This window comes from Xenorhabdus szentirmaii DSM 16338, from assembly GCF_002632585.1.
Taxonomy (GTDB): Bacteria; Pseudomonadota; Gammaproteobacteria; order Enterobacterales; family Enterobacteriaceae; genus Xenorhabdus; species Xenorhabdus szentirmaii.
On sequence record NZ_NIBV01000002.1, the window covers coordinates 1,696,229 to 1,720,465 of the forward strand.

The 24,237-nt window shown below is 41.3% G+C and carries 19 protein-coding genes and 2 pseudogenes; 10 read left to right on the forward strand and 11 right to left on the reverse strand.

What is annotated here, in order from left to right; genetic code table 11:
- Window positions 1-482: 482 nt before the first annotated feature.
- Complete coding sequence (locus Xsze_RS17300; protein WP_038234789.1) at window positions 483-1,898, reverse strand: aminotransferase-like domain-containing protein; 1,416 nt, start codon at window positions 1,896-1,898, stop codon at window positions 483-485.
- Window positions 1,899-2,273: 375 nt separating this feature from the next.
- Between Xsze_RS17300 and Xsze_RS17305 the strand changes: the two genes are divergently transcribed.
- The 4 genes from Xsze_RS17305 to Xsze_RS17320 all read left to right on the forward strand — a co-directional run bounded on the left by Xsze_RS17305 (window position 2,274) and on the right by Xsze_RS17320 (window position 6,052).
- On the forward strand, window positions 2,274-3,623 hold the full coding sequence (locus tag Xsze_RS17305) for a cytochrome ubiquinol oxidase subunit I (RefSeq protein ID WP_099138064.1): 1,350 nt from the start codon (window positions 2,274-2,276) through the stop codon (window positions 3,621-3,623).
- Window positions 3,613-4,620 (forward strand): cytochrome d ubiquinol oxidase subunit II, encoded by a 1,008-nt coding sequence (gene cydB, locus Xsze_RS17310; protein ID WP_038234787.1) that lies wholly within the window; start codon window positions 3,613-3,615, stop codon window positions 4,618-4,620. The genes Xsze_RS17305 and cydB overlap by 11 nt, the downstream gene beginning before the upstream one ends.
- A complete protein-coding gene (locus Xsze_RS17315; RefSeq protein WP_071991740.1) occupies window positions 4,601-4,759 on the forward strand; it encodes a DUF2474 domain-containing protein in 159 nt (52 codons plus the stop codon). Before cydB ends, Xsze_RS17315 begins: the two co-directional genes overlap by 20 nt.
- A 66-nt stretch (window positions 4,760-4,825) precedes the next feature.
- On the forward strand, window positions 4,826-6,052 hold the full coding sequence (locus Xsze_RS17320; protein WP_038234785.1) for an ATP-binding protein: 1,227 nt from the start codon (window positions 4,826-4,828) through the stop codon (window positions 6,050-6,052).
- Window positions 6,053-6,137: 85 nt separating this feature from the next.
- On the opposite strand, the pseudogene phoH reads toward Xsze_RS17320, so the two are convergent.
- Both phoH and Xsze_RS17330 read right to left on the reverse strand, forming a co-directional pair.
- Window positions 6,138-6,927: pseudogene (gene phoH / locus Xsze_RS17325) on the reverse strand (phosphate starvation-inducible protein PhoH).
- 426 nt (window positions 6,928-7,353) lie between these two features.
- Entirely contained in the window at window positions 7,354-8,343 is a 990-nt protein-coding gene (locus tag Xsze_RS17330; protein WP_408909180.1) for an endonuclease, read from the reverse strand.
- Between the two features lie 287 nt (window positions 8,344-8,630).
- On the opposite strand from Xsze_RS17330, the gene Xsze_RS17335 reads away from it, so the two are divergent.
- Window positions 8,631-8,813 (forward strand): hypothetical protein, encoded by a 183-nt coding sequence (locus Xsze_RS17335; protein WP_038234783.1) that lies wholly within the window; start codon window positions 8,631-8,633, stop codon window positions 8,811-8,813.
- Window positions 8,814-9,336: 523 nt separating this feature from the next.
- A complete protein-coding gene (locus Xsze_RS17340) occupies window positions 9,337-9,519 on the forward strand; it encodes a hypothetical protein (protein ID WP_038234781.1) in 183 nt (60 codons plus the stop codon).
- A gap of 165 nt (window positions 9,520-9,684) precedes the next feature.
- Here the strand turns inward: Xsze_RS17340 and Xsze_RS17345 are convergent, their stop codons facing one another.
- From Xsze_RS17345 to Xsze_RS17375, 7 genes are all read right to left on the reverse strand, one after another.
- The gene (locus Xsze_RS17345; protein WP_038234779.1) at window positions 9,685-10,122 is read right to left on the reverse strand and encodes a universal stress protein; all 438 of its coding nucleotides are present in this window, start codon (window positions 10,120-10,122) and stop codon (window positions 9,685-9,687) included.
- Between the two features lie 101 nt (window positions 10,123-10,223).
- Window positions 10,224-10,652 carry a universal stress protein gene (locus tag Xsze_RS17350; RefSeq protein WP_038234776.1) on the reverse strand — a complete coding sequence of 143 codons (429 nt, stop codon included), beginning with the start codon at window positions 10,650-10,652 and terminating at the stop codon, window positions 10,224-10,226.
- A gap of 568 nt (window positions 10,653-11,220) precedes the next feature.
- Window positions 11,221-12,549, reverse strand: coding sequence for an arginine/agmatine antiporter (gene adiC, locus Xsze_RS17355; protein ID WP_038234773.1), 1,329 nt, complete (start codon window positions 12,547-12,549; stop codon window positions 11,221-11,223).
- A 17-nt stretch (window positions 12,550-12,566) separates the two neighbouring features.
- Window positions 12,567-14,840 carry an arginine decarboxylase gene (adiA, locus tag Xsze_RS17360; protein WP_038234771.1) on the reverse strand — a complete coding sequence of 758 codons (2,274 nt, stop codon included), beginning with the start codon at window positions 14,838-14,840 and terminating at the stop codon, window positions 12,567-12,569.
- Window positions 14,841-15,420: 580 nt separating this feature from the next.
- On the reverse strand, window positions 15,421-15,669 hold the full coding sequence (locus Xsze_RS17365) for a hypothetical protein (protein WP_038234769.1): 249 nt from the start codon (window positions 15,667-15,669) through the stop codon (window positions 15,421-15,423).
- A gap of 335 nt (window positions 15,670-16,004) precedes the next feature.
- Window positions 16,005-16,934 carry a hypothetical protein gene (locus tag Xsze_RS17370; RefSeq protein ID WP_038234767.1) on the reverse strand — a complete coding sequence of 310 codons (930 nt, stop codon included), beginning with the start codon at window positions 16,932-16,934 and terminating at the stop codon, window positions 16,005-16,007.
- Between the two features lie 65 nt (window positions 16,935-16,999).
- Window positions 17,000-17,428, reverse strand: coding sequence for a hypothetical protein (locus Xsze_RS17375; protein ID WP_051462292.1), 429 nt, complete (start codon window positions 17,426-17,428; stop codon window positions 17,000-17,002).
- 759 nt (window positions 17,429-18,187) lie between these two features.
- Between Xsze_RS17375 and Xsze_RS23380 the strand changes: the two genes are divergently transcribed.
- Together Xsze_RS23380 and Xsze_RS17385 are read left to right on the forward strand one after the other, a co-directional pair.
- A complete protein-coding gene (locus Xsze_RS23380; RefSeq protein WP_407078827.1) occupies window positions 18,188-18,400 on the forward strand; it encodes a DUF6506 family protein in 213 nt (70 codons plus the stop codon).
- Between the two features lie 302 nt (window positions 18,401-18,702).
- Entirely contained in the window at window positions 18,703-20,019 is a 1,317-nt protein-coding gene (locus Xsze_RS17385) for a hypothetical protein (protein WP_099138060.1), read from the forward strand.
- Between the two features lie 8 nt (window positions 20,020-20,027).
- Here Xsze_RS17385 and tnpA read toward each other — a convergent pair whose 3' ends face one another.
- Window positions 20,028-20,456: an IS200/IS605 family transposase gene (gene tnpA / locus Xsze_RS17390; protein WP_099138059.1), complete on the reverse strand. Its 429-nt coding sequence runs from the start codon at window positions 20,454-20,456 to the stop codon at window positions 20,028-20,030.
- 79 nt (window positions 20,457-20,535) lie between these two features.
- Between tnpA and Xsze_RS17395 the strand changes: the two are divergent.
- Window positions 20,536-23,013, forward strand: a pseudogene (locus Xsze_RS17395) (DUF4132 domain-containing protein); the annotation flags it as partial.
- An 88-nt stretch (window positions 23,014-23,101) separates the two neighbouring features.
- Window positions 23,102-24,178 carry an AAA family ATPase gene (locus Xsze_RS17400; protein WP_038239407.1) on the forward strand — a complete coding sequence of 359 codons (1,077 nt, stop codon included), beginning with the start codon at window positions 23,102-23,104 and terminating at the stop codon, window positions 24,176-24,178.
- The last annotated feature ends 59 nt before the right edge of the window (window positions 24,179-24,237 follow it).

A 24,237-nucleotide genomic window follows, 5' to 3' on the forward strand; every position in this document is an offset into this window, starting at 1 on the left:
CCTATCTCTTTTAAAAGAAAATTATTATCAATAACATTCATTTTCCATTACATAAATAAGGCTAAAAGATTTTCATGATCTTTTGGCCTTTTACAATAGGATGATTAATAAGTTCTATCTTTCTGGATAGTTTCAAATACGATACTTAAATGAAAAAACCTTGTTTTCTAATTTTATATTTTCTTTGGCTGACAACGCGGTTTCATAAAATGAAGAAAGTCATGCTTTCCGTTATTCCAAATAAAGTAAGATGATATACGCCCTTTAGAGTCATTGATATCAATAACATCTCCATTTGATTCTAAAGTGCTGTCTAATTCATACAATATCATTGTCATCTCCTCTGTGATGCACAAGTCTATTTTTCAGTTTACAATCCAGTCTTCCTGCATTTTTTCTACTGTACCCGTAAAAGTGGCAGCTGGGTTCAGTTGTACTAACGTCCGCCTTTCATTCCCAGCCCTGCCAAGTGTTTTCCAACCTCACTCATTTAAAAGCATATAACACATATTCCCCAAATCTTTCATCGCCGAAGCTTGAGTTTCATTCCAAGCAAACGAAGCATTCAGGCGAAAGGCATGATCAAACTGGGAACTGGTGGAAAACATGCTCCCCGGCGCGATACTGATATTTTTAGCCAGCGCCATCTGATAAAGCCGGCTACTACTGAAAGGTGGTTCAAACTCCAGCCAAAGAAAATACCCCCCACAGGCTTTGTTGACTTTCACTGAGGGAGGAAAATATTCACTGATCGCCTTCAACATCTGGTTTTGCCGCTGTTCCAATTGATGCCTGAGCCGCCGCAAATGATTATCGTACCCTCCCTGCGCCAAGTAATCCGCGATCGCCAATTGTGTTGGAATACTGGCTGAAACGGTACTCGTCATTTGCAATTGCTGGATTTTCTTTGCATGTCGCCCCGCCGCAACCCAACCTACCCGATATCCGGGGGCAAGGCATTTTGAAAATGACGAACAGTGCATGAAATTATTTTTTGTATCCCATGCTTTTATGGGCGCAGGCGGCTCTTGCTCAAAATACAACTCGCCATAGACATCATCTTCAATCAGCGCAATTTGGTTTTGATTCAAGATTTCGACCAATCTCTGCTTATTCTCAGAAGGCATTGTGCTGCATAGAGGATTTTGGAAACGCGACATCAGCCAGCAGGCTTTTATCGGGTATTTTTGCACTATCTCTTCCAGAGAATCCAAATCAATGCCGGTATATGGATCTGTTTTAATCGCGATGGCTTTCAAGCGCAGCCGTTCTATCGCCTGCAATGCACCATAAAACGCGGGGGATTCAATCACGACCCAATCCCCCGGGGAAGTGACGGATTGCAAACTGAAACTCAGCGATTCCATCGCTCCCGCAGTAATGACGATTTCATCCGGTGAAACGTGAATACCGTGGGAAGCGTAACGACGAGAAATATTGCGCCGTAATTTTTCATTCCCGGGTGGCAGATTTGCCAGTGCACTGTGTGGAACAAAGCGGCGGGCAACAGAAGCCAGTATTTTCGACAATTTGGGTTCTGCCAGCAAAGAAGGATCGGGAAATGCTGAACCAAAAGGGATAATTTGTGGATCTTTGCAGGCCTGCAACACATCAAAAATAGAAGCGCTGATCTCAACATTTTCACTTAAATTCAACCCTTTCCCTCCTTTTGCCGAAGCAAAGGGTTTTAAACGGGCAGCGACATAATATCCGGATTGAGGGCGAGCGATGATCCATCCCTGACTTTCCAGCAATTGGTAAGCCTGCAACACCGTCATCAAACTCAGCCCTGACGACTTCACAGATTCCCGCAATGAGGGTAGCCTGTCACCCGCTTGCCAGATATCATCCTCTATTTGTTGGCGGATCATGCCAGCCAACTGTTCGTAACGTGTCATATGTCAGACCTTTATTAAAATTGTTATATTTATCAACAATAAAATTATAACTGTTATGCTTTGTGCTTACATTCTACCTTGAGCTTTAAAATATTTAAAATTCCCTCTTCTCCCCTTTCTCTGATAAAGAAGAAAAAATCACTAACTCTTTTATTTTTCATAATATTACCTCAAAATGAACTGAGTGTTTATTCATCAGGTATGTTTATAAAAATAGATTTGAACACGATTTGGCCTATTAATAAAAAGACTAACTGTTATATATGATTTTTAACAAATTGTAACTATTACAGTCTGACAACCTATGTTTTACTTGCCCCTATCTTCTCAGTTCGCTTATCCGGATACCCAATAAAGTTCAAATAAGAGGTCACTATGTTTGGGTTAAATGCCTTTGAGCTTGCAAGGATACAATTTGCATTCACAGTCTCTTTCCACATTATTTTCCCCGCCATTACAATAGGCCTGGCCAGCTTTCTCGCCGTACTGGAAGGCTTGTGGCTAAAGACACGTAATACAGACTACAAAACGTTATACCATTTCTGGTCAAAAATTTTCGCTGTCAACTTTGGTATGGGCGTCGTTTCTGGTTTAGTCATGGCTTATCAGTTCGGCACTAACTGGAGCTTTTTTTCTGATTTTGCCGGTTCTATCACAGGCCCTTTGTTGGTTTATGAAGTCCTGACAGCTTTTTTCCTTGAAGCCGGGTTTCTTGGCGTTATGCTGTTTGGTTTGAACCGGGTTGGCGAAAGGCTGCACTTTTTTGCTACCTGCATGGTAGCGCTCGGCACCCTGATTTCTACATTCTGGATATTGGCCTCCAATAGCTGGATGCAGACACCACAAGGCCATGAAATCATCGACAATCAGATTGTCCCGGTTGATTGGCTTGCAGTCATTTTCAATCCATCTTTTCCTTATCGCCTTTTGCACATGGGCACAGCGGCCTTTCTCTCCTCCGCTTTCTTTGTTGCAGCGTCTGCCGCCTGGCATTTATTGAAAGGCAATCATTCATCAGCGATGAAAAAAATGCTGTCCATGGCGATGTGGATGATCCTGATTATTGCTCCGTTACAAGCACTGATTGGCGATTCACATGGGATAAATACACTGAAACACCAACCGGCCAAAATTGCCGCTATGGAAGGTCACTGGGAAAACACCCCCGGTGAAGCCACCCCATTGATTTTGTTTGGCATTCCTGACCAAGCTGCCGAAGAAACACAATATGCTGTCAAAATTCCCTATCTTGCCAGCCTGATCCTGACACACAGTCTGGATAAACAGGTTCCGGCGCTGAAAGAGTTTGCACCAGAAGATCGCCCTAATGTCTTGATGGTGTTCTGGTCATTTCGCGTCATGGTGGGGCTGGGAATATTGATGATCTTTGCCGGGTTCTGGGGATTGTGGTTGCGTCATAAAAAACGTCTTTATGAAAACCGGATTTTTCTCCGTTTTATGCTGCTCATGGCACCCTCTGGCCTGATTGCGATTTTGGCTGGTTGGTTCACGACAGAAATCGGCCGCCAGCCTTGGGTTGTTTATGGGCTTATGCGCACCAAAGATGCGGTATCTGCACATGGCGAAATGCACATGAGCATTAGCCTGCTTATTTTCTTTGTTGTCTATGGTGCCGTTTTCGGGGTCGGTTATGCCTATATGATAAAACTTATCCGCAACGGCCTGTCTCAATCCCCTGATAAGGAGTCAGCAAATGGGTATTGATCTTCCTCTTATTTGGTTTCTGATCATCATATTCAGTATCATGATGTATATCGTCATGGATGGCTTTGACCTCGGCATCGGTATTTTGTATCCGGCGGTCAAGGGGCAGGCAGACCGTGATTTAATGATGAATTCTGTAGCGCCGGTCTGGGATGGAAATGAAACCTGGTTAGTATTGGGAGGGGCAGGATTATTTGGTGCATTTCCTTTGGCTTATGCCGTTATTCTGGATGCACTGGCAATTCCGCTCACTATCATGCTGTTGGGGCTTATATTCCGCGGCGTCGCTTTTGAGTTCCGTTTCAAGGCTGCACCAAAACATCAACATTTTTGGGACAAGGCATTCATTGGCGGCTCCATGCTTGCCACCTTTATGCAGGGCCTTGTTGTGGGTGCGGTCATTGAAGGGTTTCCTGTCGAGGGTCGTGTGTATGTCGGTCACGATTTTGATTGGTTGGCCCCTTTCCCTCTTTTTTGTGGATTTGGTCTTGTCGTTGCTTATGCCTTATTGGGTTGCGGCTGGCTGGTAATGAAAACCGAAGGCCATTTGCAACAACGAATGTATCGTGTTTTGCGCCCCCTGGCGCTATTGATGCTTGCCATTATTATCATTATCAGTATCTGGACACCACTCGCTCACCCAACAATTGCAGAGCGCTGGTTTAGTTTGCCAAATCTGTTTTTCTTCATGCCCGTACCATTATTGATTCTGTGGGCGAGCTGGCAGTTATCAAACGCTAACTTTAACTCAAGCCACTACACGCCATTTTTAACCGCATTATTACTGATTTTTATGGGCTTCAGCGGATTGGGCATCAGTATTTGGCCGAATATCATTCCGCCTTTCATTAGCTACGAAGAAGCTGCGTCTCCACCTCAATCATTAGGCTTTATGTTGGTCGGCGCTTTGTTCATCATCCCGATTATTCTGACTTATACCTTTTGGAGTTATTATGTCTTCCGAGGAAAAATCAACCATGAACAAGGTTACCACTGAATCAACCCCACTGCACTCACCGCTATGGAAACGTCTGGGTTGGATGGTAACCATCTGGTTTTGCAGTGTACTTGCGTTATATGCCGTTTCCACGTTATTTCGTGTCTTAATGACAACGGCCGGAATGAAAATCAGGTGATAATTAACCTTTTTTAACTAATTAGGCTAAGGTTTTGATCAGGGCAGCAAGAGGATTGTTTAACTGATGAAAACCTTTTTTAGCAATCCAGTCATTTCAATAGGCGGGCTGTGTGGTGCGGCAGTCATTATCGATTTTTTTGTGTTTCTGTTTTTAGGATTCAGCACCCCACTTTCACTCATTGAAAAACTGTGGATGACATTTAATGTACTGAATATTATCTATTTACTTGTCTTACTTCATAAATCGAACGTGATTTCGTTCCGCATCATGCTTTTTCCCAGCAAGGAGCAGAGAAAAATAACCCTCTTAAAACAGGAAAAGCATTATCTCCGTTTTCTCATCGCTGTTCATTCTCAACTCAGTCTTAACACTTCATTATTTGATAATTTTTATCACGTATTCTTTCAACTTAATCAGTTAATTCCTTTTAATGAAGTCAGGATCATACTTTATCACCCACAAAAGAAGTACCACTTTCAGTACCCAGAGAATACATCGGATACTCACCTCACACGGACGCTGAAATGGGATTTACATGATAGGCACAGTTTCCACGGTATGATCCAAATCACTATCCATCAGGGGCAGGCGCTGTCTGCTCGTGAACGAAATTTAATACAATCTGTTGCCGATGCCCTCGCAAAACATTTGTCTTTGAAAAATGCCATGCGCCAACAAATCCAACAACGCCTCAAAGATGAGAGAAAGGCTATTGCCAGAGATTTGCATGACACCGTCGCACAATCATTTATCTTTCTAAAGATTCAGATTAATAACTTACACTTTCGTACTGATAAATTTTCACGGCAGGGATTGCTTTCCTTAAAAATGATCAAGGAAGAGTTAGATATCGCAGGCCAACAAGTCAGAAAAATGCTGTTCTCATTGCGGACAAAAAAAAGCCACCACAATTTGCAGGATTCACTGAATGATCTTATCAAAGAATTTAACCAACGGCTGGGATTCAATATTGAATTTCATTATCGGATCACCCATCAAATAATCCCTGTCGGTCATGCCCGGCATTTGGTACAAATTATTCGGGAAGCTTTAAATAATTGTTATAAATATGCCTCAGCAAGCTGGATCAGCATTCGCATTTATCCTGTCGGGAAAAAAATCATTACGGTAATTAGTGACAATGGCTGTGGTATTCCCCAGACATTGTCAGAACGAGAACAATTTGGACTGGTAATTATGCAGGAACGAGTATCTCTGATGTCAGGGCAAATGAAAATTAAAAAACATAAGAAAAGTGGAACGGAAATTGAAATCCAATTTCCGTTATAAGATGAAAAGTAAAGGTATATTTAAGGACACCGTGACGGCTGTTTATCTATGCCAACGTGCTCCGTGCTTCCACATTGGTTGACTATCAGCTATATGCCAATAACGCTTTCTGACACAGTGCAGAACGTACACAATCTTGCGGAGAAAAACGAACCACACTCACGGTGTCATCATCGTAAAATCGTTCCAATACATCGGCCAAACCAGATGTGATATTCTCCGGCAGATCACACTGGCTGATATCACCATTCACAATGACTGTGATATTTTCTCCCAAACGGGTCAGGAACATTTTCATCTGATTGATAGTGACGTTTTGTGCTTCATCTAAGATCACAAACGCATTTTCAAATGTTCTCCCCCGCATATAGGCAAAAGGGGCAATTTCAACTTTGCCGATTTCAGGGCGCAGACAATATTGCAAAAATGAAGCCCCCATCCGTTTTAGCAACACGTCGTAGACAGGACGAAAGTAAGGAGCAAACTTCTCTGACATGTCTCCCGGAAGAAAGCCAAGATCTTCTTCAGCCTGTAGCACCGGACGAGTCACAATAATTTTATCAACTTCTTTATTGATCAGTGCGTCAGCGGCCATGGCTGCACTGATGTATGTTTTACCACATCCAGCTTCACCATCAGCAATAATCAATTGCTTATTATTAATCGCCCTCATATAACGATACTGGGCTTCAGTACGCGGAATTATTTCACTGGTATCCTTGTTTTCGCGGGCCATTCCAATAGCTTCTATTCCTCCTATCTGTACCAAATGAAGTGACATTATCAGGATGCTGATAACGAGATTGCTTCATGTCTTTTTTTAGCATTCTTCTCACTTCACGGCGTGCTCTGGTCACTGCTTTTTGTCTACCCATAGTCATCCACCTTGTCGTTTTCTCATATTTGCGGTGTTCTATCTTCGATAGAATAACTGAGTGATATATCTGTCATTTTTCAGGCAATAATCTGAAAAGTTCAGTCTATATATCGAACAGGTAGGAGCTCCCTTTTAAGCTCATTATGCCCATAAAAAAACCGACGCAGAGACAAGCACTTTTCTATTTGTGCCATGATCCCAAGCGCCGGTCCCAATCGAGAATGTCATTTCAGTTTCTGCCATTAACATTCCTCATAATCTTCCGCTTTCACTGATGTAAATTAACGGACTACTATGTCAGTATAATGACAATTTTTTATTTGAGACAAGGTCGAAAGTTAAACTTTACTGAAATACTTTTTAACTTTTTACTGACAATATACAATGATGTCGTTATAAAAAGCCGATAAGTCTGCTTCCTCAATTATTTTTTGCAATTACCTGCCAAACGATATCCTTCCTTCCTGGCTTCTGCCTCAGAGCGAAAATAAATTGCGTTTTTATCTGCTACGGTCTTATAACCAGAGCAATGCTCAAAATGGTAAATCTGACTAGTTTTATTGCCTTTGATCCTCTCATCATGCCCCTTTTTTGATGCACTTCTTTGAACTGCCAGCGGATTATTCTCATTACTCAGTCTATTCTGCGCCGGCGATTTTTTTTCTGTGACCAAACCCTGGCCTGAGTTTTTATGCCCCAACTCCCACTTCTTGCTGCCGGTTACAAATGGGTTATGATGCCCCATGATCCGGGCAATTTTGTTATCTCTCTCACGCTCCCAGGCACTCACGGGAAATTGCCGATCCCACGCCATCATCAATTGTTGTTGCTGACGAGACATCGACAAATTATAGCGGTCATGCATATAAAAATAGACTCTCGCCACTATCCCTTTCACACTGTCGCGCGGTTCAAACAAACGCGATTTAAAATCAACCTTACTGCTACAGGCGCCATACATATTCGGTGTACTTCTGACTACCATCCCGTAACCAAAATTACTGCGATCCCCGTTGACCTCACCAATTGACGGCGCCAGATTATGCATATCCGACTCTATCATGCGAAATACAGGGTCAGTATCAACACAGTTTTTTCTTCCACCATTTTGCCAACACTGACGCTGATGCCCGAATACCCAAGCCGGCACCATATGTTCCCATTCAATTCGTTCAGCCCTTGTTTGCTGTGACCTGGCCCGATAACCACAAGATGCCAAATCAGTACGTCCGCCACTCTTGCCAACCCATTGCCAGTCACACCCACAATATAGCGTTCCTATTCCTGACTTGGTTGGTCCTTCGTAGACATTTTTTCTCGATTCCATTTTTGCTTGTTCAAAATTAGAGGGGGCACTCCATGCATTAAAAGATACAGCGATTAAAACCAAAAGATATTTCGCCCATTGAGCAATTTTACTATCCAAAATCATACCCATTTACTTTTTGTATAAAATCCAGTTATTATCCTGCCTGACAATGCCATAAAATGAAATAGCAGATATTATTTCTTATATTTTTCTTCATAAATTCCATAAAATTAATTCATTGATTTTATCAACATTAACACAACCTGAACCACTCCATAGCTTTTTTATTCAAGCTTTAAACACAAAAACATTACGTTTATTAAACTATCGATTTTTTTTCATTTGGGTATTATAAAACCAAATTTAAACATTAACTGAATGTATTTTAATAAATGAGCATTAAAACAAGAATCGAACAGCTTGAGCAAGAACTGCTGGAAGTTGTAAAAAAATATTCAGGAGATGAAGAAGTCACCGTTATTACCCGAAACAATTCAGAGAGTAATTTACAAATCCAAGTGATTATAGCCGGAAAAAAACAGTTAGATATCACACTGAATTCGTTTTCAGACTAGCCGAGGCTGACTTTCTCCTTATGCAAAACTGTAAAGCGGACCATTATCCAATAACGGTTAATGGTTCGCGACAAATTCCACTTATATACCCGTCGTCTTTCAAATTGCCTCTTTGTTGGCTGCGTTCATTCACTCCGGTCACCATTTTTATAAACACACGGTTATCTATGCACCCGGGGATGATGAGAGGTTCCTGCCTCTCGACCTTTGGCTGTTCAAATTCATTCCCGACGAATTTATCATTCTCTTGCCGCCGCGACACATCTTGAAATATATAGGGTATATCTAAAAATAGAGCAATTTATCTATTTTATTTAGTCAAAACAAATCATTCGTTCAATTAATCAGTTGAATACCTTAAATTGATTACTTGTTAAAATAGATGTTAATTTCTCAGGTAGAAAAATGAATATCTATGAGTTCATTAAGCAGTGAAATATCACGCTTATTAAACTATTGAGCTAAAATTCTTTAGGTAACATTAAGCCAGATTTTTAATATTCACTTTAATTTGTTGGGATAAATGACCATTAGCACTAAAATCAAACAACTTGAGCAAGAGTTGCAGGATGTTGTAAAGAAATATTCAGGGAATGAAGAAGTGACTGTCATAACCACCAACAGCTCAGAAAATAATTTACAAATTCAGGTTATTATCGCAGGGAAAAACCAGTTAGATATCACGCTGAATTCCTTTTCTGATTAACTCATTTTATTTCTCTCATTATTAAATTTTAAGAATTTAGCCTTAGCCATACAATTTATATCGTTTATACCATTTTTTATATTGAGTTACTGAGTAGCATTCCCTTGCTACCCACCTGAAATTCAAATCACGATAGATATATAACAGTAAGTGGAATAAAATTCATTATCGCACAACTAAAACTGAAATATTGGCATACCCTACAATGCCTGATGCATTTGATCCTAATAAATGAGTTGAAATATCCGGCCTACGTGAGCCAACAACAATTAAATCAGCACCAATTTCGCGAGCCGTAGATAACACTTTGTCTCGTGGAGAACCAAAAGCGACAGAAAATGATAACCGGCTTTCAGGTAAGTCGATTTTTTCTATGACTTTTTTAAGTTCCTCTTCAGAGTTTGCAATGGCTTTTTTAGCAAAAGCATTCAGTAAATCATAATGATAGCTATAACTCACTGAAAATCTTGAAATATCAGGCACAGCGTGAAATAAATGGATCTTTGCATTTGATATTTTTGCCAAATACTCCGCATGCTTAATCGCATTATCGGTTAATGGATCTTCTGAAATATCAACTGGAACTAAAATCGTGTTATACATAAGACTCCCCTGCAATGACTGCTCGCTTATTGGATGCTAAAAACAAATAATCACAAAAAAAACCTTAAAAATCAATAAACTGAAAATACAGGCCGTGATAGTTACCGTACTACCAATACCGATATTTTTGCGTATCTGACAACACCGGCAGAGTTGGAGCCTAACAAATGAGTCGTGATATTAGGCCGTCTGGAGCCAATAACAATTAAGTCGGCTTCGATTTCATCCGCCGTCGAAGTGATTTCGTCTCTGGGTGAGCCAAACGCAATTGAATAGGAAATGTTGCCATTCGGTAAGTCTATGGAATCAGTCAATTTTTTCAGTTCTTTTTCCGCTTTGATAGTCGCTTTATCTTTAATCTCCATATAGCCTAATGCATAGGCATTAATAATCGCTGATGAAATAGGCAACACATGCAAAAAATGGAGTTTTGCTCCCGTTTCTCTGGCGATATTAAGCGCACAGTTGACGGCCTTGTTGGTTAAGTCTTCTTCTGAAATATCAACTGGAACTAAAATAGTTTTGTACATATGCACGCTCCTATCACTGAAATACCCAGTTATTCTGATTTCATTAGTATATTGAAATCCAGCCAACTTACTGTGAGTTATCTAACACCTATATCCAATGCATTTCAAGATGTAGCGCGAAGACAAGAAAACAGAGACGAGTACAGCAGGAAAACGGGGGTTATGAGGAACACGAGTGTAAGAGTCATGAACTGGCGGTGTACGTTCACAAAAAAATGACAAAAAAACGGATAACAATATCGCTAAGTACCTACATTGTTAACGACATTGAGTGGATAGGCTCCAAAGGTCATCAAGGTCATGTAAACGTGAACCGGTGAGTACTCCTGGCAACTCACCTAATACGAAGAAGAGAAGAAACGCTATCATGTCATATGCTGGAATACGGCGGTAGTATTATAAGATATCCAAAACTATCATTCGCCTACACCAAAAATAGATTAACGGGTTTCTCCCCCTATCTATTTTTTCCATGAAATTGACATGCCTTCACTCTTAGGATAAACACTAAAAGAAAAAAGGTGCTGTAATACCAGCACCCTATATTTTCCTGTCTTATAAAAAAACCTTACTCTTTTTTGTCCAATGGAAAAGGCACCGGGTGTTTTGTATTGTAATTAAACGTATACATTGCAGTAATAATCATCATTGCAATCAATGTCCATACCACTTCTTTTGCTCCTGTACCCAAAACAGCCCAGATACAGTAAACAAACGCGATAAATGTAACGACAACGTATCGCATTTTCTCTTGCCCAAGGTGGCCGTGACCAATCAGCAATAACGCTGCACAGGTATATAAATAAGGTATCAGGGTAAAGATTACTGAAACCGAAGAAACTAACCCGAACTCTTTTGCGGCATTTGGCGAGATGCTGCTGAGTTGGAAAATCGTCATCAGAACACCCAGGATCAACAATCCGGCAACCGGCGTTCCTGCTTTATTCACTTTGGCAAAAATAGCAGGAAACAGCCCGTCATCAGCCGCTGCTTTCGCTGTCTGGCCGGCCAGCAAAGTCCACCCTCCCAATGATCCCAAACAGCCTGCCGCCGCACAAAAAGCAACCACCGCACCCGCCGTGTCTCCCAATGCCAATCTGGCTGCATCACCAAATGGTGAGGAGGATATTTTCAATGCCGCATTTGGGATCATTCCCATGATGACACTGCTGGACAGGATGTAACAAACAGCTGCAATCAGCACACCACCAATAGTTGCAATCGGTACATTACGTTTGGGATCTTTAACCACGCCCGCAGCCACTGAAGCACTTTCAACTCCGATAAAAGACCACAATGTGACGTTTAAAATACTTTGAATCGCACCAAATGTGTTCAATCCACTCACATTCCACGCATCCATGTAAGTTTTGCCATTGAACCAGAACCAACCAAATACTGCCGTTGCCACAATGGGAATCAACGCAAGTGTGGTTGCGACTGCCTGCACCCGGGTAATGACATGTGGCCCAATGATATTCAAGAAAACAAATACCCACAGGATAGCAGTACACGTAATGGTCAGAATAACGGGATCTTTCAATATCGGGAAAAAGTAACTCAAATAACCGACACCAATCACGACCATCGCGATATTTCCGATCCAACAGGCCAGCCAATACAACATGTTGGTCTGATAGCCCAAAAATGGCCCAAAAGCGCGTCGGGCATAGGCATACGATCCCCCCGGGCTATCATCAAGTGAAGACATCTTGGCATACACAATTGATAATCCCACTGCACCAATGATAGTGACCAACCAACCAAGAATGGCGATGCCTCCTGTTGATGCCAGACTGGCAGGCAGGAGAAAAACGCCAGATCCCATAATGTTACCCGCAACCATCAGTGTCACAGGGATCAATCCGACTTTTTTCGTCTCTGAGACTGTAGCCATAATTCATCTTCCCGCTTTCACTTTTTTATACACATAACGTGATAAATACCGTTGATAATTTCAGCACCTTCTGTTTCGTGCTCAAAACCCGGAAATTCATGATCCCATCTTTGCAACGCATTCAGGTAACCTATTTGCGGACTGGTCTTATCGCCGAAATTTTCTCCCGACAATAACATCGGAATACCCGGTGGATACGGAATGATTGAATTCGCAGCAATCCGGTGGGGAAGATGTTCAAGAGCCACCATCTCAACATGATTGGCAACAATGGCTTGATAGGCATCCCGGGGAATCATCGCCATTTCAGGTAATTCCGCATAGGCATGGTTCAATTTATCGCCCGGATTATCCTGACGTAAATAATCAAACATCTTGTCACCCAAGTCTTTCAAACCTAAATGGCCGTAAACCCCCGGATACTGGGTCACCAGATCTGGCAATACCTTGCTCAGCGGTGTATTGGCATCATAATGATGTTTGAAAGAAAGTAAGGTATTGAGTAATGTTCCCCATTTTCCCTTGGTTATTCCCATAGAGAACAGGAACATAATCTGGAAATCCGTCGTACGGGTCGGGACAATACCATGCTGGCTTAACCACGCCGTGACCAATGCTGCCGGTACTCCCTGTTTCTGCAATTTGCCATTTTGACCCATCCCCGGAGCTAATATACTGACCTTAATCGGATCGAGCATACTCCAGTTTTCCGGCAAATCCTCAAAACCATGCCAACTGTCTCCCGGCGCCATGGCCCAACAGCTTTGTTCTTTCGTCAGCAATTCTCTTGGTGCATCTTCAAAAGCAAATTTCTTACCCGTTGCAGGATCGATCACTTGTTCCTGATTCCAAGGCTTAAAGAACCAGCTCCCCTCTTTAACAAACTCCCGGTGCAAACGCCCCAGTGCTTGCCGAAAATCAACGGCTTCCTCAATCACTTCCTGAGTCAGGGAGTAACCGCTATTGCCGTCCATCATAGAAACCGCAATGTCATTTGAGGCACATATCGCATAAAGGGGAGATGTTGTTGCGTGCATCATGTAGGCTTGGTTAAACCTTGAGAAATCAACAGGATTGCGTCCGTCCCGCACATGAATGAAAGAGGCTTGTGATAAAGCATTCAGCAATTTATGGGACGAATGCGTGGCAAAAACTGTCGGCCCTGAGTGGTGTTCAGGCTTTCCCCGCATGGCGTAATGATCATGGTAAATCGGGTTAAAACGCGCATAACCATACCATGCTTCATCAAAATGAATCCGATCAACACTTTTATCCAATAACTCCTGTACCTGCTTGGCGTTATAGCAAACGCCATCATAAGTACAGTTCGTCACAACACTGTAGGCCGGTTTCTGTTTCGCCATGCCTTTGGTCAACGGGTTCTGTTCCAACTTTTTCCGGAGTGTTTTAACCTGCATTTCTTGCGGATAGATTGGACCAATAATGCCATAGCGGTTGCGGCTCGGCAGCATATAAACGGGTTTCGCCCCTGTCAGGATTAATCCCTGCTCAATGGATTTATGGCAATTCCGGTCAATGATGACGACATCATTTTCCGTCATGCAGGCCTGCATAATTGTCCGGTTAGATCCCGATGTGCCGACGACAACTGAATACGAATGATCTGCCCCAAAGACTTGGGCGGCATACTTTTCACTTTCACCGAATGCGCCGGAGTGGTCCAGCAGTGATCCCAATGAAGCCCGTTCAATTCCCATATCCGTACGGAAAAGATTCTCGCCATAATAATCATGATACAAACGGCCTACGGGTGTTTTATTAAACCCGACGCCTCCCTGATGCCCGGGTGCTGCCCAAGAATACTCATAGATTTTGCTGTATTTCATCAACGCTGACATTAAAGGTGGCAACAATTGCCGACGATAACGGTGCATTGCCGCAATCGCCCGCCCTGCAATAAAATCGGCCGAATCTTCCAATATCCATGCGAATTCAGCCAATTGCTCTAACAACTCATGGCTCAGCAAAAATATGGTTTTTTCCCTATCACTTAATAAAAAGACAGGAACATTTTCCTGACGCTCAGATAATTTGTTCAATAATCGTTGTATACTGAGGCATAAATCATCATCCATCAGAGCACAACTTACCATTAAACAATCAAACGGTTCATTGGCTGAAATTATCGTATAGCTATCATCAATCGAATCTGCAATAACAACATCCACCTCTTTCTCGACTAATTTATCTGCTAACCGCTGCACTGCATTTTCGATATAGTGATTATGATATTGTGTACCTACTTCATTTTTCGCTATCAATACTTTCATGATATTTTCCTTACACTATTTCTACTTGAACTAATCGATTCCACTTAAACTAATAAGCTCTGCCTGAACCAACAGGTTCTACTTAAAACAGCAGGATCTATTTGAATTAACAGGACAAATTCAGCATTACCCAACCACAAAATTGCATTTGATAATTATTTGTTAAAATATAATTTTTCAATTAAAAATTACATTAATTAATATAGTGTTTATTTTTAATTGTGCAATTTAGAGAAGTGACGGTAAATTACCGTTATTAACCAGAAAAGCAGGTATGAATATTGACGTGACAGGAAAACCAACCCATCACTTTTTGCGTTAGTTTGCCATGTGCATATTTGCCGAAATGCGTTTACCCTCTGATCCTATATGAAGTGTGAAATTTAGGACAACCCGTATTCACTCTATATTCAGGTGCCTATTTTTTCAATTATAACCAGGCTCAGACACCCTCAAAATATTTATCTCTGCCGCCCTGAACGTTGCCATTTTGTTGGCTACACGGTTTTATTTTTGACTACAGAGCTAAATTACCGAATTTTGTATCACCTTCCGTAGTGAATATTTTCTTATATAAAATCTATGCCCTTATAAAATCTATGCCTTGCCAGAAGCCAAACGCCTTTCCCATATGAGAACGATGGTCAATACGGTGAATGGCAAACCGTAGAATATAATGATGACAACGGAAGGTGGCAGCAGACATAAAAAGGGGCAACCAACAGCATACCGATTCCAAAGCCCGTGATACCGTCTTTTCAGGTATGGTGAGGAAGCGTAACGGGGTGATTAATACCGATGCCAGCAAATAAGTGACGATATTAACCATAAACACCATCTCATAACCACTACTGGCAATAAGTAAACCGGAAACCAGACAGCTTCCCCACTATTCAGGAATAATTCCACTCAATGTGGCTATACTATATGGTATGAATACTAAGCACCCACACCATATAGGATTAAATACAACAAAAAATAGATAATTATATTTATTCACCCTCTAATTATGCATGAAATGGAATACTCGTATAATGGGGAATTAAACAAGTATACCATCTAAAAATAATGTAATTTAGCCAAAGCCACATTGTTTATCGGAGGATACTTTTCCATAAAAATGCTACTGACTATAATTGTATCGATGATAAAAAAACACTTTTATTAATATGGCCCACAAATAGTCATGTTGGGTACTAAAAAATACCCATGAAATCTATTATATCCGTGATTTTTAGCATCTGCTTCAGGTTCTACACCATCCCCCAGACGTTTAACTTGGCTACTACCTAATTTATGTGCCCAAAAATAGTTTTGGGACTCATTTCCTTCCCATACTTTTCTATACCAATGATAATCCCATTCTTGATCTGTACCAACATATCCAGAAACTAAGGCGACAAGCCATACAGGATTATTTGGATCATTAGATTGCGTTGGGCACGTCATATCTTGTTTAGCAAAGACTAACCCATCTTTTTTGACACCCTCTATTAGAGCACTGTCACCATCTGGCACCCGGCCTGTATGGCAATAACCTGGGTGTGGTATCCTAGAACTTGCCGGCACCCTAATATTAACGGCATAAGAATAACAATTGTTAGATTTAATGATATCAGAATTAAAATTCCAAAATAGATCATTAAAAATACCTAAATTAACCCAACATTTCACACCTGTAATCACAGGAAGGCCAGATTTAATTTTATCTTTTCCAACTGCATCCTGATTAGATTGAGAACGAATATATTGCCTTCCACTCAATCGGCGATAATTATTTATAACATAATTATTTACATTAAATTTATCAACAACATCCATCAAGAGCTTAACCAGATTCTGGCTACCTGAAACGTCTTCAGCATCCCCATCATCAACTCTAAATATTGTTGGCAAATCAAAATAATTAGCAATTAATGGGTCCATTATTTCTACAATAAACCCTTTATAACCAAGAATTGAAGGCCCTTTCCCATAGTTTAAAGATTTTTTATTCGTTGCTATCTCATTTAAAATATCATTAGCTAATACTTCTGGAATGACCCAACTTGGATTTTCTCGTCCAGAAAAAATATCTTTTGTAACTTTAAGCATGATTATTACCTCTCATAATATGTGAGGCAGGAACCTCACATATTATTATGAAAAATCTAAGTCAGTTAACTAGAAGAAATAGAAACTTGACAAGAACTTGAATGTGAGAATGTTACATATAATTTTTTATCAGCCCCATCAACTCTCAATTTAACATTACCATCATCACTGGAAGAAACGCTACAATAAAAATTGTCTTTTATTTGATATTCTTTCCCAGAATTTGTAATGAATTTTATCCACCAATAATCAAATGATGATCCAGCTCCTGTTTCGTATGTAAAATCCATTACTTTTATTTCTTTTCCAGAAGGAATATTATAAACAGCCTTTATTTCTTCCTCACCAGGATCATTACTTCGACGATGGCGTACAGTCAAAGAAGAAATATCTTCACCCCAACCATTTTTAAATGAAACATGTCCTGTATGTGTTGTAATAAATTCAGTAACTTCATCATTAACATCCTCTATATATTTTCCTTTATCTATCATATGTAACCTCACATTATCGAACAATATAAATTTCAAAAAATGAGATTATTTCCTGAAGTTTCACAAAATGATATATCAAGAAATATTATGCACTACTGTTATGAATAAATCATAGTATCATTATTCAATGATACTATGATTTATTTTCCTTGGAAAATAAACCATAAAATACGTAGTGTATTATACACAACACTATTATTCATTATCTCATCAAGAAATCATTCTTAATTTTTATTACTTTATTTTACCACCTATAAAGAAACCCAGAGTGTTGGAATAAATTAAGTCACACAATATTATAGGCAGCCGTATCTGCCTACAGGTTAACTTCAACTCAATTGTGTGATTATGGAAGCATGAAAATAAGCAGGTAAGAAATAATTTCCATTTTCAAAAATAGCCAAATAAAATATTTAGTTATTATTCATGACAGCCTCTAAATTGAAAATAAATAACTATTCATTAATATAATTGATTTGGTTAATCTATTTTATTTCACCAAAGAGAATAAATGACTGAAACCAAACCCTTACCCGCTATAGCAATAAAAGACAAATCACCTCTTTAAAAGGGGCTAATATAGATGGGATTTTCATAAGCTAAACACGTTGAAATCCAACAGGGATATCACATTACCCGATAATTTAAAGGTATACATATGGCACTGGCAAATCTGCGTAAATGGGCGTTTTTTATCTCTCTCCCGGGTTTCCCCAGAAAATAACATGATTATTCTCTGCCAATTGTGAGGTCATCACAATTGGGTTTGATCCTTCGGCAAAAAATGACGGTACTGTCATACATTGGGCAAAAAAACTTAAGGATGAAAACGTTCAGTTTATCGAGCTGTGTGGCGGGTTTGGCCCTGCATGGATCACAAAAATCAATGAAGCCTTGGATTATCAAATACCTGTTGGCGGGGTTCTGTACGGGCCAGAATTCAGAAATCAATTGTACAACATTATGAAGTGATGTCAGGGACAGGGATGTAACGTATTATCGGATATGTATATTATCGGCCTAAAAGCAATGGAAAATAAATTATTTTGTGATGACGGCAAAAACTGATGATCAGTGTTTTTTGCTAACAAAAATAAAAAAATAAAAATAAAACTAAAAAATAAAATTCATTGGTAAGGTTTTAAAAAATATTATGCAGTTTTTATATAAAACCCATATAAATCAATTTACTCCGTAAAAAATATTAAAATTGTCGGTTTTCCTGTTTCATGGTAAATAAGGCTGTTTATTCATACATGGCTTAAGGAACTGGCATGAAAAAAAAACTCATTGAGGCTCACCGTATTTATGCACAAAAAGATGTTTCTGCAATAGAGAAATATCTGCATGAGTCTCTCTTGCTCCTTTCACTCTTTGACGAAATGTTACCAACGAAAACAATAAATTACGTTATGACGGGTGAATATCCAGAACTCCTTTATGAATTAAAGAAGGTTGATGCAGATAAGGCAGTCTCTTTATTTGATAATCCGGGCACATTAGGTCACTACTGGTCTGGGGCGAATACCGGGCAATACGATAGCTTAAAGAAAAATGGATTGAAAGCCCGCCACGCTTTATATACCGAAGTTGGAAAAGCGTTCACCATCGAACAGGCAGCCCGTTTTGCCAAAGTACTCGCCGCCGCTTGTCAGGATAAAAATATTCAGCTCATTACCCCCGAAGTTCCCTCTTGGGTACTGTATCTGTTGATCGATGCCTTTTATACCACGTATAAAAACCACCATAATTTCAAAGAAGAGCAACGGAACGGGTGGTCGATGGCACTGATTGCCAAAATACTCGACAAGGAGACAGAAAAATCAGGGGCATACGTACTTTTCGCTGCATTTGATCGCCAAGATATCTACGATTATCATATGGATAATCTGAACAATCTTTATCAATTATCTGATTTTAAAGAATTTGTACTTAATCATCAGGATTTTGTCCGTCAGTCACTGGTGGAAAAATTATCAGCAAAAGGATTATCGCAGTTCATAAAATACTTAAATACCGATAGCAAATTGCGTAACCATTTTGCTGATGCGATTGTGCTGTTGGCAACTCATCCACAAAAATCTGTATGCAAAGATGCAGAGCCTATCCTGAATACACTGCCTCCTTACATTGTTAAACAACAATTAAGCCATATTTTATTTCATGGTACGCCGAAACAGCGCATGCAAGCCGCCGATCTTGTCGCCCGTCAGGGAGAAAACCGTGCACTTCTGGAAGAAGCACTGAAAACTGAGAAAGGAAAAGCCGTTATCAAAAGCATTGAAAATGCTTTATTGCGTTTCAGTGTATTAGATGAAGCCAGTACTCGGGAAGAAGCAGAACTTCCCCCTTTTACACCATTAAAAGATACGCCTTTGCCGGAAAGTGCCAAAGAGATCCTGGTGGCCAATTTCCATGAAATATTGGCTAAAGCAGCAGAACGTGCCGAACGTGAAATAGAAAACAATAAACACAATAATTACAAGTCTGACTGGGCTCAACGTGAATATAAAGAGCTAACTCAACAACCACCGACTAAAGTCGGTGGGTTAGTGATTAACGGACTGAAAGTCCGGATACGCATCGGCTGAACGATGCGTCAATCGTCCATCTTGAAATTATCATTTGGGTTCGGTTCAAAATGGTGGGCAAGATAAGCCTCAATCATTTCTTCTGTTAACTGACCCACCGTGGCACAAAAATAGCCTCTGCCCCAAAAATGCTGACCCCAATAGCGTTTTTTCAGATGAGTAAACTCCTCAAACAACTTATTCGCTGTCCTCCCTTTCAGCCTCCTCATGATTTCTGAGGGTGCTAATGTCGGCGGACTATTCACCAATATGTGAACATGATCTTGGCTCACGACACCACTTAATATTCTGATTTCAAATGTTTCACACATCTGACGGACTAACTCTCGCACCCGAATACCGACTTCACCCGTCAGCACCTTGTACCTGTATTTTGTTACCCACACAAAATGATATTCGATATTAAATACCGTGTGGCTGCCATATCTGTAATCCATGTTGCACCTCCCGTGCAACACAGTATCGCAGCTAAAGCTGACCGACTAAAGTCGGTGGTTTTAACCTTTAATATGGAAGAATAAACTCAATGATAATAAATGCCGCTTCCTGATTGACAAACTCAATGGTCATGTAGGGTGCTTGAATATCAAAGAACTTGAAATCATCAAGCACAAAAACCGGATCGCAACACTGCCTGAATTTACCTTATTCCATGCTGTACGCGTGATGACTAGTAACAGTGAACATAATAGGTATTTCTATTCTTACCATTTTAATAATGATTTCCCCACAAGGATCCTTGATGGTCTGGAACTGCGTCATATCGAAGATGTGTTGACCCGATGTCATTTTGAAGATGCCTCAAGAGTCACTGCGGAGTTCTGCCTGGAATCCTCTCATGGATTGCAACTTTTGCCCCATCCGGAACAAATATGGCCATTCTATTCTCAACACCCAGAATATATTGCTGAAGTCTTGGGGCTCATGCCAGATAACAGAAGAAACCGGTATAACGGATTTAGTCTGGAGAATACCCTTGAGGTTCTGGCCAAATATCCGGTATTACCAGCACAATTCATTCCCCGCATCATGGAATTGGCACTGGGCAGCAATAAAACCCATCGGGTTTCTGCACAGAATTTACTGGAATCACTGTCGAATATCCATGAAAGCGCCCAGGAAGCGCTAAGCTCCACCAAACAGGATATCCGCATTACCGCCATTGAATGGTTGGTTCGCCTGAAAAAATCCGCCTCCCTTCCCCACCTTTACGCTTTGCTGAAAAAAGAGAAACAAGAAACGGTCCGTGCTGCATTACTCACTGCATTAGAACAATATGGTGAAGATATTGCCGAATATCTGTCGCCAAAAGTATTACTGGCAGAAGCACAAAAAGGGCTGAAAGGAAAAATACCGGCAAGCCTGAGCTGGTTTAACTTTGAGGCACTTCCTGCATTAACCTGGGAGAACGGGGAGGCGGTTGATCCCGACATCTTCCGTTGGTGGGTTGTTCTTGCCGTTAAATTGAAAGTACCGTCGGGTAACGGATTATTGCAACGTTATATCAGTTTGTTGTCGCTGGGCAGCCAACAAAAGCTCGGCAATTTTATCCTACAGAGTTTCGTCGCTCAGGATCTGAAAGGCCCGTCATTGGAAGAGGCCATGGATGAAGCTCAGCGTGAAGCGCCTTCCCGTCTGAACCGTTATCAGCATTCAGCAAGACGTTATCCTGAATACTACGGTCAATATAAAGACATTACGCTGGAACAGGTGGTTGAGGAGATTAAAAACGAAGTTCTGCGCCGTTATCTCGGCTCAGCGATCCGTGACAAGGGAATGCTGGCTCTGGTCTGTGGCATTGAAGGGCATGTCGCCGTTTCTGTCCTGCGCAATTATATGCGTGACCATTATCAGCGCCGCGCCCAAATTGAAGCCATGGTTGCAGCGCTATCCATCAACAATGACCCGCTGATTATTCAGTTTTTGCTCTCCCTGTCCCGCCGTTACCGCACAGCTTCGATTCAGGAAAAAGCCCGTGAATTGGTTATTCAGATCGCAGAACGCAATGGCTGGACCGCCGATGAACTGGCTGATCGTACCATTCCTGCCGCTGGATTGAATGAAACCGGCACATTGGTTCTTGAATATGGTGAGCGGACATTTACTGCCCGTCTGGATGCCAAACAGAAATTGGCCTTGTTCAATCCGGAAGGCAAAGCGATCAAAGCTCTGCCGGCCCCACGCAATAACGAAGATGAAGGGCTGGTCAAAGAGGCGAAAAAACTGTTCACCAACAGCAAGAAAGAACTGAAACAAGTGCTCGAATTACAGACCGTTCGCCTCTATGAAGCGATGTGTGCCCAGCGCCAATGGCTCAGCAGCGATTGGCAAGAGTACATTCTTGCTCACCCGGTCATGCATAAATTAATCGAGAAATTGGTATGGCTGGAAATAAAAGACGGTGAAGTGATCAATCAGTTCCGCCCTTCTGATGATGGCTGTCTGCTGAACCTCGACGATGACGAAATTGCTTTACTGGATGATTCATCGATTCAGCTCGCACATGCAACACTCATCAGTGATGCAGATTGTCAGGCTTGGCTTGCCCACTTCAAAGATTACAAAGTGAAGTTCCTGTTCTCTCAAATCGAAAACAGAATCCCTGATGTCAATTTAACGCAGGATGAAATCAACGATCGCAAAGGATGGGTAACAGACACGTTCACTTTACGTGGCGTTTTAACCAAGATGGGTTATCAACGCGGTGCGGTGCAAGACGGGGGATCATTCACCCACTACCATAAATACTTCACCAACCTGAAGTGCTACGTCAATATCGAATTCAGTGGCAGCTATATGCCGGAAGAGAATATCCCGGCTGTATTGCTCAACTTAAATTTCAGCAAAGAACCCATTTATTACTGGAGCGGCCATACGTTAGAACTTAAAGATGTCCCGCCGATTTTGCTGGCAGAAAGCTACGCTGAATATCTGAAAGCCGCTGAAGCCTGTTCAGGATTTGATCCTGACTGGGAAAGTAAAACACCTTGGTAAGGACAATATGGGTGCGGTTCAGTCGCACCCGTTAACATTATTTCTAGGGAAATAACATGGGCAAAAAAAATCACCTGAACAAAAAGCCATTCGGGAAAGTGCAGAAATTCGCTTTGCCGGTGAGCTGGAACGCCTGACCAAGGCAGATAAAAATAACCCTAAACCGCAAGGTTGGTTGCGCTCTCCCCGGGCAGTACGCCAGTTTATTCTTGGTGATGATGAATTGGATATCACGCCAAAATTTTTCGGCGATAATGCATTGGTTGACCGTGCGATTGTCACACTACTCGGAAAACAAGGGCTAATGCTGGTTGGTGAGCCGGGTACCGCGAAGTCCATGCTTTCAGAGCTTCTTGCTGCTGCAATCAGCGGTGACTCAGGCTTAACCATTCAGGGAACCGCAGGAACGACGGAAGATCATATTAAATACTCATGGAACTACGCCTTGCTGTTAGCCGAAGGGCCGACAGAAAAAGCGTTGATCGGTTCTCCTCTTTATCAGGGCATGTTACAGGGGAAAATCGTTCGCTTTGAAGAAATCACCCGTTGCCCGCCTGAAATTCAGGATGTCTTGGTTTCCCTGATGTCCGAGAAACAACTGATGATCCCGGAAATGGGAGAAAGCGCCCGCATCAGTGCCAGACCCGGCTTTAATCTGATTGGCACGGCTAACTTACGTGACCGTGGCGTTCATGAAATGTCTTCCGCACTGAAGCGCCGTTTCAATTTTGAAACCGTGAAACCCATTCAGGACCCGCAATTTGAGATTTCGCTCATTAATATGCAGTTGGAAAGAGAATTGGGTGATCTTGCAACCTCTATCACCATTCCTGCAGGGGTTATTGAATTGCTGGTCACCACTTTTCAGGAACTGCGCTCAGGGAATACTCAGGATGGCGGTAATATCAAAACACCTGATGCAGTGATGTCTACAGCAGAAGCTGTCAATATCGCTTATGCCTGTGCATTGGAATCTCACTATCTGGGTGATGGTGTATTAAACGGCGGTGCAATTGCCCGGCAATTAATCGGGGTTGTATTAAAAGATAATACGGATGATATCAAACGGATACGTTATTACATGGATAATATCGCGAGGGAACGTGCCAGACAAAATGAAGACTGGAAAGCGTTTTTTGACGCCTCCCGTGAATTTTGGCAATAAGGCAATTAAATAGCAGAACGGCAGACCATGTTCTGCCGCCTGTTGAATAAAAGGGATCA